Genomic DNA, 12,886 nt, shown 5'->3' with positions numbered 1-12,886 from the left:
GTCAACGCAACCGGTCGAGCTCGTCGGCGAAGACCAGCCGCTCGGCGATCACCGAGAGCGTGTCCCCGGGGAGCGCGCCCTCCTCCATGCTGAGCTCGACGAGCTCGTCGGAACTCAGCCCGAGGTCGTCCAGCAACTCGAAGTCGCCCGCCGGCCGCACGCCCAGGTCGGGGGTGTCCTTGTCGACCGCCACCCCGGCCAGCTCGGTGAAGAGCTCACCGAGGCCGTCGGAGAGCCCCGCGTGGGCGTCGGACAGGAAGGTGCGCGGCTCCAGGTCGCCCTGGTATCGGACGATCGCGAACCATTCGTCCTCCACCTCCACACACAGAAGAGCAAGCTCGTCGCCGTTGAGCCCCAGATGCTCCTGAACGGCGTCGCCGAGATCGTCGACGATCTCGGCCTCACTGAGGTCGACCTCCGCACCCTTCCAACCGTCCGGCGTACGGACGAAGGCCGCGGAGAAAACACTGTTGCGGGGTGGTCTGGAGGGCATGGCCGATCTCCCGAGGTCAGCCGAACACAGAGTCGATGGCGCGTTCGAACGGCTCGGAGAACCCCAGCCGTGCGGCGATGCTGGACAGGACGTCCTCCGGCAGGAGGTCGATGTCGCCGGAGAGGATGCCGAGCTCCATCTCGTCGAGCCCCAGGTCCGCGAAGATCGACAGGTCCCCCGCGGGGAGCGCCGTCTCCTCGTCCTGAAGAATCGCGTCGAGTTCGTCCTCGTCGGGAACCGGCACGTCCAGGTATTCCAGCGCCTGCCGGGCGAGCGGGAAGTCCCAGGACGCGGCGATGTCGGACAGGAAGACCTCGACCCTCTCGCCGAACACCCGTAGCGCCACGAAGAACTCATCCCCAACGGCGACCAGGCCAATCGTGCCGTTCATGCTCGGCTGCTGGCGCAGGGCGTGGATGAGGCCGTCGAGGTCGGACGTGAGGGCCACGGGGAGCATCTCCGCCTCCCAGCCGTCGTCCTCACGGTAGATCACGATGGCAAAGTCCAGCGAGTCTTCGTCTGACATGGCCATCCCCACCGAATGCTTTCTCTACGGAGGTCAATGCTTTCAGAAGTGGGACACGGACGTGGGCCTCTCCGACCAAATTGTGATCAAATCCGAGTGAGCGGGTGATGTCGAACAGGTGCCGCCCGCCCTCCCCCGGCTCATCGCCCGCCGGGTGCCCAGGATATCTTTGGCCACCATGGAAACCCTGGTCGTCGACCATCCCCTGGTGGCCCACAAGCTGACCGTGCTGCGGGACGTCGGCACGGACTCCCCCACTTTCCGGCGTCTCGCCGACGAGTTGGTGACCCTGCTGGCCTACGAGGCGACCAGGCACGTCCGCGTCACCGAGTGGTCGGTGCAGACGCCCGTGGCTCTGGCCAAGGGCGTGCGGCTGGCACAGCCCTGCCCGCTGGTGGTTCCGATCCTGCGCGCGGGACTGGGGATGCTGGAGGGCATGACCCGGCTACTGCCCACGGCCGAGGTCGGTTTCCTGGGAATGATCCGCAACGAGTCCACGCTCCAGGCGGAGACCTACGCCACCCGGCTGCCCGACGACCTCTCCGGCCGTCAGGTCTACGTGGTGGACCCGATGCTGGCCACCGGCGGCACCCTCACCGCCGCGATCCAGTTCCTCTTCGACCGGGGCGCCGACGACGTGACCGCGCTCTGCCTGCTGGCCGCCCCCGAGGGCATCGCCTACATGGACCAGGCCTTCAACGGCAGCGGCAAGCCGATCCGCCTGGTGACCGCGGCCCTGGACGAGCGCCTGAACGAGCACGGCTACATCGTTCCCGGGCTGGGCGACGCCGGAGACCGCCTCTACGGCGTCGTCTGAGCACTCCCCGGCATCGCCGCCGACCCGAAGGTTCCGGGATTTCAGAGCCATCCTTTTCCCTTGAAGGATGGTTCCTCTACTCGTCGACCGTTACTCGACGAGGTCGAGTGGGTACGAAGAGTCGCGAAGACATCTCTTCTGTGTCCCCGGTCCGCCGAGGCCGCGGGCGCACACCAGGGAGAACCATGAGCGAGCGAATCATCCCGGACACCGAACCCGACCCTTACGCGGACTTCAGCGCCGCGCTCAGGGACGAGTTCTCCGAGGTCCATCCGGCGACCACGGTGACCCGCTGCATAGAGGCGGCTCACTATGGAGCGCTGGAGGTCGTCGGCCACGCCCATCCGACGCTGGTCGAGCGGATCGCCCGTAAACACCTCGAGGTCCTCGCACTGGTCGCGAGCGAACGCGGGTGACGGGTCACGAGGGGCGCGGACGTCCGGGAGTGCCCCACGGGGCCCTCGTGCAGGATCCTCGCGACGCGTACGAGACCGAATGAGCCGATGCGCTTTACCGCGGCATGGCCCTGGGTAATGTATATGGCGGGTGCAGTGGGTGAGTGGTAGTGGGAGGCCAACGTGCAGGTCAAGAAAGTCCTATCGTATAGCGCTGTCGGTTTTGTGGCGTTTTTCCTGTTCACCCGACCAGGTGACGCAGCCAACGCCGTAAGGGGTGCCATGGACACGGTTTACACGGCGGCCGATTCTCTGGCCCAATTCGTCTCACACCTGTCATGAGGCTCGTGACCCACGGGGACTCCGCTCCCTCGTCGGTCAACCGCTACCTGCTCCCCCACGAACACCAGGTCATCATGGTGCGGCGCCACCCGGCCGTGCTGCTTCGCGCGGTCGCCGAGGTTTTCGGCGGCCTGATCCTCGCCGGACTGCTGAGCAAGTGGTTCGGCGACCAGGGCGGCGGTGGCGTGCTCGTCATCGTCTGGTGGGCCTGGCTGCTGTTGTTGATCCGCTTCGTCTGGAAGGTCGCGGAGTGGTCGGTCGACTACTTCGTCGTCACCTCCAAGCGCATGCTGCTCACCACCGGCTTGATCACCCGCAAGGTCGACATGATGCCGCTCGGCAAAGTGACCGACATGAGCTTCCAGCGCTCGATCCTCGGCCGCATGCTGGGCTACGGCGAGTTCGTTCTGGAGTCGGCCGGTCAGGACCAGGCTCTGTCGAGGGTCAATTACATTCCGTACCCGGAGACCCTCTATCTGGAGGTCTGCCAGATGCTCTTCCCGGGGGGCAATGATTCGGATGATTAGCGCCTTATGTCCATATTGACATCAATGGCATAGTGGCTGCCTACACTCCCCGGTGAGGATTTTTCACGCGGGGTTACCCGATTCGACTGCTTCATGCAATCATGGCGGGAACATTGACCATCCCCCGCCCTGAGAGATCAGATGCCGAGTCAGGGAACCATCGGTGACCGCGTCCGCGGACTGCGACTGAGTAGGCGCATGTCCCAGGCCCAGCTGGCAGGGCCCGACCTTTCCGACAGCTACGTCTCCCTCATCGAGTCCGGCAAGCGGACGCCGACCCCCGTGGTCGCCCGTCTGCTGGCCGAGCGACTGGGGTGCACCACCGAGTTCCTGCTGCACGGGATCGAGCTGCGCCAGCGCATCGACACCGAGCTTGGCCTGCGCCACGCGGAGTTGGAGCTTCTCCACGGCGACCCGTCCGTCGCGGCGGACCGTTTCGGTGAGATCGTCAAGGTCGCCGGCGAGGAGAACGCGATGCTCGCCGCGCACGCGCGACTCGGCCGCGCACGCGCGTTGGAGGCCCAGGGCAGGATCGGTCCGGCGTTGGAGGCGTTCGAGCGACTCCGCCGTGAGGCTGCCGCCCACCCCGAGCGTCTGGCCGACCTGCCACTGACGGTGGCGCTGAGCCGCTGCTACCAGCGTGCCGGAGACACCCCTCGCTCGCGCGACCTGGCCGTCCAGGCGCTCAGCGAAGTCAACCGGCTCCCCCTGTCGCAGGGCGAGATCGCCGTCGAACTGGCCGCCTCGCTGATGGAGACCGAAACCCCCGGCGGGCCCGGCTCGCAGGGCATCTCCTACGTCCGGCACGTCCTGTCGGCCAACGGCGTCCCCATCGCGGTCAACCGCACCGCGGAGATCCATGCCCTCTGGCGAGCGAGTGTCACAGCCTCTGACAGAGAGGACTCGGCACTGGCCGTCCGCCTCGCCGACGATGCGATCGCGACCGGGCGCCCGGCACGGATGGCGTCACAGCTCGCCCTCATCGCGATGGATTGGGCACGTCTCGCCGCCTCCACTGGCGACGAGTCACTCGACGAGGCCCACAAGCTCGCGACCAGCGCCGGCAAGGTCTTCGCGGCGTTCCCCGAGCGCATCCACGAGTACATCAGGAGCATCGTCGTGCTCGCCCAGGTCCGGCTGGCGAGCGGCGACGCTCAGGGCGCGACGGATCTGGCCAGAACCGCCCTCGACATGCCGGGCGGCCAGGCGGGCGCCATCGGGGCGACCGCGCAGCTGGTTCTCGCCCGGACCGCGCTGGCCCACGACCGGAGCGACGTCATGACCGCCCTGGACACTGCCAAGCGGCTGCTGAACGGCGTCCGGTACGAGCTCTCCGGCCCCGACCGGGGGACCGCGCGAGTCTGGCGTGACCTCGGAGACCTATACGGCCAGGTCGGTGCGCGTGACGACCAGGCCGGCGCGTATCGTAGGGCTCTCGAAACCGCTGGGGTGCGCGACGCGCTGGTGGGCGTGACCGTCGACTCGGCTTTGGTCCGTTAAGACCGGTTTCGCCAAAAAGAGGGCCAGATTTGTTTTCGCACCTCTGGAATAACTAGGGTCTACCAGTCATTGATTCATAGGATGATTGGTTTCTCCGGAGGAGGCGGACGGTGAGTCTGCGTACGGCGCAGCGAGCATCCCTCGTCGACCAAGTGATCGATCAACTCAAGGAGCAGATCACTTCTAACTCCTGGCAGATGCACGCGAAGATTCCTACCGAGACCGTGCTCGCCGAACAACTCGGGGTCGGTCGCAACACCGTGCGCGAGGCGGTGCGGGCGCTCACACACGCCGGCCTGCTGGAATGTCGCCAGGGTGACGGGACGTACGTCCGCGCCACGAGCGAGCTCTCCGGGGCCATGCTGCGGCGGCTACGCTCCGCCGAGCAGCTTGAGATCCTGGAGGTGCGGCGTGCGCTGGAGGTGGAGGCCGCCAGGCTCGCCGCGACCAGACGTACCGACGCCGACATCGCCGCGATCGAGGCGGCGCTGACCGAGCGGGACAACGCCTGGCAGCTGGGCGAACCCAACGCGTTCGTCGAGTCCGACCTGGCCTTCCACATCGCGGTGGTCCGCGCCACCCACAACCTGGTGCTGATCGAGCTTTACGAGGACTTCTCAGCGGCGCTGCGCGCCAGCATCACCGCCGCGGGCACCTCGCTGAGCAGCACCCTGAACACCACCTACATCCCGCACGACGCCATCGCCCGCGCCATCGCGGCCGGGGACGCCGCCGCCGCCGAACACGCGGGACACGCGTGTATGGAGCACATCCTGATCGCCCTGACCGAGGAACAGGAACTCTCCGCCTGACCCCTCCTTCCCATGGCCTCTAACAGTGCGGCCCGCCCACCGGCCGGTGGGCGGGCCGCACTGTTAGAGGCCCTCTGGGCGGCCAGACGGCCGGCGTGGGAAACATCCCGGGCCGGCCTGAGCCGCGGCCCGGCTCAGGCGCCCAGGGCACCCGGTGCGCCGGACACCGAGGCGTTCAGGTCAGGCGCAGGGACATCACCAGGTAGCGGAAGGCGGGGTCGGCATCGCCGGGAACCTCGGTGATGAGGGCCGGGCGGCTCGGCGACTCCATGTTGAGCCGGACGAACTCGGTCTCGACACCGTTCAGGCCGTCGAGCAGGAAGTGGGACTGGAAGGCGATCTGGATATCGTCACCGGACAACTCGGCGTCGACGACCTCGGTGCCACGGCCGATGTCGCCGCCACCCGCCTGGATGAGAACCTGCCCCTGACCGAAGGAGAGCCGGATCGGAGTGTTGCGCTCGGCGACCAGCGCGACCCGCTTGATCGCGTCGACGAACGGGGCCACCCGCAGGTCGGCCCGGATCGACCAGTCGTCGGTCAGCCGCGCGCGGTAGTCGATGAACTGCTCGTCAAGCAGGCGGACGGTGGTGGCCCTGCCCACGCTCTCGAAACCGGCGATGCCCTCACCCAGTGCCACGGAGACCTCGCCGCCGCGCAATGATCTGGCCACCTCGACGAGCACCCGCGCGGGCACCATGGCGGCGGCCGCGGTGCCCGGCCGCTCGGGGCGCCAGCCGAACTCCCTGGCCGCGATGCGGTAGCGATCGGTGGCGGCCAGGGTCACGTCGTCGCCTGAGATGTCGAACCGGATGCCGGTCAGCATGGGGAGGGTCTCGTCGCGGCTGGCCGCCGAAGCCACCTGACCGACCGCGGTCGCGAAGATCCCACCGCCGACGGCGCCGATCTTGGGGGGCATCTCGGGGAGGGAGGGGAAATCCTCAACCGGCATGGTCAACAGGCCGAACTCCGCGCTGCCGCAGGTCAGAACCGCCTCGGAACCGCTGGTGGCGACCTCCACCACGTCGCCGGGCAGGCTGCGGGTGATCTCCGCGAGGATTCGGCCCGGAATCAGTGCCCTGCCGGGCTCCGCCACGACAGCCTCGATCGAGACACGGGCGGAGACGTCGTAGTCGAAGACCGACAGCACGAGATCGTCCCCGTCGGCCTCCAGAAGCAGCCCGGAGAGCACGGGAATGGCCGGTCGGTTCGGCAGCACCCGGGCCACCCAGGCCACCGCGTCGGCCAGGACATCACGGTTAACCCGGAACTTCACCTGATCATCCCTTCGTCCTGAACAGCACCGCCACGTGCGGAAACCGTCCTTCAGCACGTTATCCGTTAGGACCGACAAACAGGGTCCGAGCCTGCGAAAGTCAGCCCCGGGCCGCGTTGAGATAGGTCAGGACGGCGAGCACGCGGCGGTTGTCGTCATCGGAGGGGACCAGGTCGAGCTTGGCGAAGATACTGGCCGTGTGCTTGCCCACCGCGCTCTCGCTGAGGAACAGGCGCTGGGAGATGGCCGCGTTGGAGCGCCCCTCGGCCATCAGCTCCAGCACCTCGCGCTCGCGCGGGGTCAGCGCGCCGAGCGGCTGGTGACGGACGGTGCTGGCCAGCAACTTGGCGATGACCTCCGGGTCCATCGCGGTGCCTCCGGCGGCCACCCGGCGGACCGCGTCGACGAACTGTTCGGCGTTGAAGACCCGGTCCTTGAGGAGGTAGCCGATCGCCCCCGAGCCGTCGGCCAGCAGTTCGCGCGCGTACAACTGCTCGACGTGCTGGGACAGGACGAGAACCGGCAGGCCGGGGATGGCCCTGCGCGCCGCCAGCGCCGCCTGAAGCCCCTCGTCGGTGAACGTGGGCGGGAGGCGCACGTCGACCACCGCCACGTCGGGCCGGAGCTCGATCAGCGCCTTCAGCAGTTCGGGCCCGGATTCCACCGCCGCCACGACCTCGAAGTCGTGCGCCTGGAGCAGGTGGACCAGACCGTCCCGCAGCAGGTAGAGATCCTCGGCGATGACGACTCTAAGGCTCATCGGCCCAACCATAGGCGGGCCGGCACGACCTCCGCCATCCGGCGCCGGCTGGAGTGCATGGCGGGGATGATTATGCCTGCGACATACATGGAGAGGCCCAGGGAGATGTTGAAGACGATCAGCGGCCACTGCAGGGGCTCGGGTAGGTAGAGCACGAGGAACCAGCTGAGATGCTCGGTGTCGATGATCTTCATGACCATCGTCACCAGCCCCTGCGGGAAGAGCGGCAGCCAGCCGAGCCCCCAGCAGATCCCGACGATGATGGCCTTCCCCCGAGGTAGGGGCCTGCTGTCCCGGCGCTTCTCGGCGAGCGCGTTGGGCAGGTCGAACGTGGCGGTCGTCGGGCCACCACGCGGGCTGCTGACCGCGAGCACCCCGTCGAAGGCCGCCAGCCTGCGTTCGATGCCTCGCAGGCCGCTTCCCAGCGACGGGTCGGCGCCTCCCGCACCGTCGTCGGTGACCACGACGCGCAGCGCGTGACCATGGCTGCTGATGTCGATCGACACCCGCTCGGCGCCACCGTGGCGGGCCGCGTTGGTGAGGAGCTCGCTGATCGAGAAGTAGGCGGCCGATTCGACGGGCGAGTCCGGGCGGGCGTCCAGGTCCACGGTGACCGTGACCTTCAGCGGACTGTCCAGCGCCAGGGCGCGCACCGCGTCACCGAGGCCGCGCTCGGCCAGGACCGGTGGGTGGATGCCCCTGACCAGGTCACGCAGCTCGACGAGCGCCGTGGAGGAGGCCTCCCTGACCTTGCCGAGCAGAGTCTTGGCGGCCGCCGGGTCCTTGTCCATCAGCTCCTCGACCGCGCCCAGCGTCATGCCCATCGCGACAAGCCTCGCCTGCGCACCGTCATGCAGGTCGCGCTCGATCCGCCGCAGCTCGGACGCCTGGGAGTCGACCGTCGCCAGGCGCACCTGGTCGAGCCGCTGGACCCGCCCCGCGAGCACGGACTTGGCCGTGGGGGAGAGCAACAGGCGGTTCCACCAGGCGTATCCCCGCAGCAGGTGCGGCACCGCGATCAGCGCGACCACGGCGGCGCCCCCCAGGAGCGGGGACACGGCTGCCGGCACCGCGGACCTCGACGCCAGGACGGCACCCGCGGCCAGGGTGAGCGGGAGCAGCAACAGGGCGGCCGCGACCGCCGGGTTGAGAAACAGCCAGAGCCCGTCCCGCCAGGTGGCCGGGTCGCCGAACATCCACTTCCAGCGGTTGTTCCAGTCGGGCCAGCGTGGCGTCTTGTAGAGCTGGCGCTCGTGGCGGTACCACCCGTCGGGCTGAGGCCGTGCCGGCAGCGGCTGCGGCAGGTAGGGCACCGGCACCGCGGTCCCGAGCCAGCTGCCGGTCAACCTCCTGGCGAACGCCGTACGGTACCTGATCAGCCGGGCCGTCGGAGGGAACACAAAGATCATCCCCAACCCGAACGTCAGCAGGAACGCGAACAGGGTCAGTGCCACCAGGGCGATGTCCACCAGGGCCATCGCCCCCAGGGCCAGTGCCTTGCCGACCGCCACCGCGTACGTCTTCATGTGTCAAGTCTCGGTGATGTCTCCGGATGTGCCCAGTGGTGGCGGACGCCGTCCGGGGGTGGAGGTAGCCACACCCCTGCCAGGTGCCTGGCCCGCCCTCACCGGGGGTCCAGGCGGATTCTCCCCGCGCGGCGCGGCTCCTAGCGTCGGTTGGCATGAAGGTCATCGAGGTCAGCAACCTCCGCAAGCAGTACCGAGACCAACTCGTGGTGGACGACATCTCGTTTACCGTCGAAGAGGGCGAGATCTTCGGCGTTCTCGGCCCCAACGGGGCCGGCAAGACGACCACCGTGGAGTGCGTCGCCGGCCTGCGCGTCCCCGACTCCGGGACCGTCAGCGTGCTCGGCGGTCTGAGCGGCATCGAACTCAGAGAGCAGCTGGGTGTCCAACTGCAGAGCTCCACGCTGCCGGAGAAGCTCAAGGTGTGGGAGGCGCTCGACCTCTACGCGTCCTTCTACCGGGCTCCCATGAACCGGGACTCGCTGCTGGAGCGAGTCGGCCTCGCCGACAAGCGCGACACCCGCTACGGGAAGCTCTCCGGCGGGCAGCAGCAGCGGCTCTCGATCGCGCTGGCCCTGATCGGCTATCCCCGGGTGGCGATCCTGGACGAGCTGACCACGGGCCTGGACCCTCAGGCCCGCCGGGACACCTGGGAGCTCATCGAGCAGATGCGCGAGGACGGTGTGACGATCCTGCTGGTCACCCACTTCATGGAGGAGGCCGAGCGGCTCTGCGACCGGCTCGCGCTGATCGACTCCGGTCGGCTGGTCGCGCTGGACAGCCCGGCGGGTCTGATCGCCAAGGTCGGCGGGCAGCAGACCGTCAGGTTCCGGCCCTCCCAGCCGTTCGACGACTCGGTGCTCAGGGCACTGCCCGAGGTCACCGGGATGAGGCGGAGCGGCGGGCAGATCACGGTCACAGGTACCGGTGACCTGCTGCTCGCGATCACGACCGCCCTGTCCGCCGTTCATGTCGTACCCGCCGACCTGCGCGTGGAGCAGGCCGATCTCGACGACGCCTTCCTGGGCCTCACCGGAAAGAAGCTTTCCCGATGAACAAGATGATCTTTACCGAGCTCAAACTCTTCCTGCGGGACCCCGTCGGCCCGATCTTCGCGATACTGCTCCCCCTCGTGCTCCTGCTCGGGCTGGGCAGCACCCCCGGACTTCAGGAGGCCCCTGCCGAGATGGGCGGGGAGCGGATCATCGACACCCACTTTCCCACCATGATGGTGATCCTGGCCGTGGTCACGATGGCACTGACCACCCTGCCGGCGACGGTGGTGAGCTACCGGGAGAGCGGCGTGCTGCGCCGGATGTCCACCACCCCGGTCAGCCCGGTCCGGTTGCTGGTCGCCCAGGTCGTGAACAACCTCGCGGTGGCGATCATCGCCACCGCCCTCCTGATCGGCCTCGGCGGCCTCGTCCTCGGCCTGACCCCGCCCAGGAACCTGCCGGCCTTCGCCGGAGTGTTCGTGCTCGGCACGGCCTCGATGTTCGGCCTGGGGTTGCTGATCTCCGCCTTGGCACCCAGCGCGAAGTCCGCGCCGGGCATCGGCTCGCTGCTGATGTTCCCGCTGCTGTTCATGTCCGGGATGTGGGTTCCCAGGGAGTTCATGCCGGATCTGGTGCGGCAGATCGGCGACTTCCTGCCGATGGCGCCGTTCGCCACGGCGCTCCGCGACACGTGGGTGGGACACGCGCCACAGCCGCTGCACCTGGTGGTGGTGGCGGTGACCCTGCTGGTCACGGGTGGACTGGCCACACGACTGTTCCGGTGGGAGTAGCGGGCAGGGGGAGATCATGATCCGCTGTGGCCCGCCCCTCGCGTGGGGCAGGGGCGGGCCACGGCTTGTTTCCGCCTTCTCTCCCGGGAAGGGTTCCGCGTACTGGGCGGCGGAAAACGGATATGCCACTCTTGAGTGATGTTGATCCTGGCGCATGTAAGCGACGTCCACATCGACGGTTCTCCCCGCAGCATCAACAGGACCCGATCCGTCATGCGGCACCTGGAGAACCTTTCCGGCCCTCTGGACGCGGTCGTGGTGACCGGCGACATCGCCGACAACGGCCTGGTCCAGGAGTACGAGATCGCGCGTGAGCTGCTGACCACGCGCCATCCGACGATCATCTGTCCCGGCAACCACGATGCCCGTTCGGCGTTCCGCAAGGTCATGCTCGACGATGACGGCGACGGGCCTGTCAACCAGGTTCTCCGGCTCGACGGGCTCACCGTCGCGCTGTGTGACTCCAGCGTCCCCGGCCGGCCGGAGGGTTTCCTGGAGGACGAGACGACCGCCTGGCTGCGGGACGTGCTCGCCGAGAGCCCGGACACCCCGGCCATCATCGGTATGCACCACCCGCCGGTGTCGCTGGGCATCCCGTACGTGGACGCGATCCGGCTACGGAACCCGGAACGGCTGGAGGAGATCGTGCGGCGGTACCCGCAGGTGGCGGCCGTCATCGTCGGCCACGCCCACACCGCGGCGAGCACCACCTTCGCCGGCCTGCCGCTCTCGGTCGCCCCCGGCGTCGTCTCGACGCTGCTGCTCAACCAGGAACTCGACGTTCCGATCCCGGTCGACTACGACCTGCCGCCGCAGATCGCCATCCACGTCTTCGACGGTGGCCGCCTCGTCACCCACGTCCGCCCGGTCCTCTGACTCAATCCAGCGTTTCTTCGTGACGGCCGGTCCGGTCATGGGCACCGGGCCGGGGTCGACAGGACGACATGTCAGCCTCTTCCCGAAAGGGATGCCCAACGATGCGTTCGCTGTCCTTTCCCCTGTACCGGCAGATTCGTGGGGGTCGTTGGGAACCAGAGCACTCGGGCAGACTGTGCCCATGACGCCACATCCGGATCTCCTGCGGGTGCTCGGCGAGGTGCGCGTGCTCCTCGCCCGGCCCGACAACGACTTCGCCTGGTCCTCCTGGGAGAACGCGAACGAGGCTCTGGCGGAGATCGATGCCGCGATCGCCCGGATCGGCGCGGGCGGCCGGGTCCCGCCCGGGCTTGTGACGCTGTTCGCACCGACCGGGCAGATTCAGGAGGTCGCGAGCTCCAGCGGCTGGGACGACGCGTTTCTCGTACTGGCCGACCGCTTCGACGCCGCGCTGGAGTAGAGCGGCGACCCGGAGCCGGGCCGACGGGGGGCGATCTCCTCCGCACCGTGCCGGATTCGGACGTGCCCGTCGCGGTTCCTTGGTGCAAGCCGCCGACCTGCGTCCTCTCCCGTCTGTGGCCGATGACAGGTCTCCTGACGGCGCCCCGACTGGTTCTCCGAAAGAGGAGTGCGTGGCTATGCCGAGGAGACCGAGTTCAGGTAGAGGGTCACGATCGTCTGACCCCCCTCGGCGTCGAAGACGTCGAACGCCCGCATTGTGCCCTGCTGCAGGGTGTCGGTCAGGATCCGCTGCGGATGGTCGATGACATGGCGCAGCACCACCGGATAGCGCCCGTCACGGCCTCCCACTCCGGCCGAGAACTGATCGTCCTTGGGGTCGTACTCCAGGTAGGCCAGCGGTAGCCTCTCGGCCCCCAGCAGGTCCCCGAAGTCCTTGCTCATCACTTCTATCGTCACCTCGGCGCCCTCGTAGTTGCGCGTCATGGTGTCGAAGAACTCACGCCACTCCTCACGCACGAGTTCCAACCGCTGCTGGTTCATGTGATGGTTCCCTCCCGCTCAAAGCCCGTAGGCCGCGTGGTCCCCATCCTTGGCGATCCCAGGACCATGCCACATCACCCGGTCGAGTAGAAATTCCGCTGTCGGGGCAGCAGGATCCCGAATGCCATACGGTCACGGCTCTCGGCCTTGACCATGTCCTCCTGTGCCGGGTGAGGTGTCGATGTGCCCCACGACTCAATGGGATACCGGTTCTGACGCGTGCGACCCAGGTGTCGTCTCCAGTGCGA

Annotated in this window: 15 protein-coding genes; 9 read left to right on the top strand and 6 right to left on the bottom strand. The window is 68.1% G+C overall.

Annotated features, from left to right (window positions below; translation table 11 throughout):
• Position 1: 1 nt before the first annotated feature.
• Complete coding sequence (locus tag IG98_RS0130215) at positions 2-493, bottom strand: tRNA adenosine deaminase-associated protein (protein ID WP_030919784.1); 492 nt, start codon at positions 491-493, stop codon at positions 2-4.
• 16 nt (positions 494-509) lie between these two features.
• A complete protein-coding gene (locus IG98_RS0130210; RefSeq protein ID WP_245651776.1) occupies positions 510-1,019 on the bottom strand; it encodes a tRNA adenosine deaminase-associated protein in 510 nt (169 codons plus the stop codon).
• A gap of 178 nt (positions 1,020-1,197) precedes the next feature.
• On the opposite strand from IG98_RS0130210, the gene upp reads away from it, so the two are divergent.
• The 5 genes from upp (at position 1,198) to IG98_RS0130185 (ending at position 5,412) form a co-directional block, all read left to right on the top strand.
• Positions 1,198-1,836, top strand: coding sequence for a uracil phosphoribosyltransferase (gene upp / locus IG98_RS0130205; RefSeq protein WP_030919779.1), 639 nt, complete (start codon positions 1,198-1,200; stop codon positions 1,834-1,836).
• Positions 1,837-2,021: 185 nt separating this feature from the next.
• Entirely contained in the window at positions 2,022-2,252 is a 231-nt protein-coding gene (locus IG98_RS0130200) for a hypothetical protein (RefSeq protein WP_030919778.1), read from the top strand.
• A gap of 317 nt (positions 2,253-2,569) precedes the next feature.
• Positions 2,570-3,100: a PH domain-containing protein gene (locus tag IG98_RS0130195; RefSeq protein WP_030919774.1), complete on the top strand. Its 531-nt coding sequence runs from the start codon at positions 2,570-2,572 to the stop codon at positions 3,098-3,100.
• 141 nt (positions 3,101-3,241) lie between these two features.
• Positions 3,242-4,600 carry a helix-turn-helix domain-containing protein gene (locus tag IG98_RS0130190; protein WP_030919771.1) on the top strand — a complete coding sequence of 453 codons (1,359 nt, stop codon included), beginning with the start codon at positions 3,242-3,244 and terminating at the stop codon, positions 4,598-4,600.
• Positions 4,601-4,710: 110 nt separating this feature from the next.
• Complete coding sequence (locus IG98_RS0130185) at positions 4,711-5,412, top strand: FadR/GntR family transcriptional regulator (protein ID WP_030919768.1); 702 nt, start codon at positions 4,711-4,713, stop codon at positions 5,410-5,412.
• 175 nt (positions 5,413-5,587) lie between these two features.
• Here IG98_RS0130185 and dnaN read toward each other — a convergent pair whose 3' ends face one another.
• The 3 genes from dnaN to IG98_RS0130170 all read right to left on the bottom strand — a co-directional run bounded on the left by dnaN (position 5,588) and on the right by IG98_RS0130170 (position 8,974).
• A complete protein-coding gene (gene dnaN, locus IG98_RS0130180) occupies positions 5,588-6,688 on the bottom strand; it encodes a DNA polymerase III subunit beta (RefSeq protein WP_030919765.1) in 1,101 nt (366 codons plus the stop codon).
• A gap of 100 nt (positions 6,689-6,788) precedes the next feature.
• Positions 6,789-7,448: a response regulator gene (locus IG98_RS0130175; protein WP_030919763.1), complete on the bottom strand. Its 660-nt coding sequence runs from the start codon at positions 7,446-7,448 to the stop codon at positions 6,789-6,791.
• Positions 7,445-8,974, bottom strand: a complete 1,530-nt coding sequence (locus tag IG98_RS0130170; protein WP_030919760.1) for a sensor histidine kinase — start codon at positions 8,972-8,974, stop codon at positions 7,445-7,447. The genes IG98_RS0130175 and IG98_RS0130170 overlap by 4 nt, the downstream gene beginning before the upstream one ends.
• A 155-nt stretch (positions 8,975-9,129) precedes the next feature.
• Between IG98_RS0130170 and IG98_RS0130165 the strand changes: the two genes are divergently transcribed.
• From IG98_RS0130165 to IG98_RS0130150, 4 genes are all read left to right on the top strand, one after another.
• Positions 9,130-10,029: an ABC transporter ATP-binding protein gene (locus IG98_RS0130165; RefSeq protein WP_030919757.1), complete on the top strand. Its 900-nt coding sequence runs from the start codon at positions 9,130-9,132 to the stop codon at positions 10,027-10,029.
• A complete protein-coding gene (locus tag IG98_RS0130160) occupies positions 10,026-10,760 on the top strand; it encodes an ABC transporter permease (RefSeq protein ID WP_030919754.1) in 735 nt (244 codons plus the stop codon). The genes IG98_RS0130165 and IG98_RS0130160 overlap by 4 nt, the downstream gene beginning before the upstream one ends.
• Positions 10,761-10,898: 138 nt before the next feature.
• The gene (locus IG98_RS0130155; protein ID WP_030919751.1) at positions 10,899-11,636 is read left to right on the top strand and encodes a phosphodiesterase; all 738 of its coding nucleotides are present in this window, start codon (positions 10,899-10,901) and stop codon (positions 11,634-11,636) included.
• Between the two features lie 181 nt (positions 11,637-11,817).
• The gene (locus IG98_RS0130150; protein ID WP_051753176.1) at positions 11,818-12,096 is read left to right on the top strand and encodes a hypothetical protein; all 279 of its coding nucleotides are present in this window, start codon (positions 11,818-11,820) and stop codon (positions 12,094-12,096) included.
• A gap of 176 nt (positions 12,097-12,272) precedes the next feature.
• Here IG98_RS0130150 and IG98_RS45490 read toward each other — a convergent pair whose 3' ends face one another.
• Complete coding sequence (locus IG98_RS45490) at positions 12,273-12,638, bottom strand: DUF5335 family protein (protein ID WP_037971637.1); 366 nt, start codon at positions 12,636-12,638, stop codon at positions 12,273-12,275.
• Positions 12,639-12,886: the final 248 nt, after the last annotated feature.

The sequence above is a fragment of the Streptosporangium amethystogenes genome (assembly GCF_000721075.1).
In the GTDB taxonomy this organism is placed as follows: domain Bacteria; phylum Actinomycetota; class Actinomycetes; order Streptosporangiales; family Streptosporangiaceae; genus Streptosporangium; species Streptosporangium amethystogenes.
The sequence above is the reverse complement of the archived record's forward strand: the minus strand, read 5'-3'. Positions and strand labels throughout refer to the sequence as shown.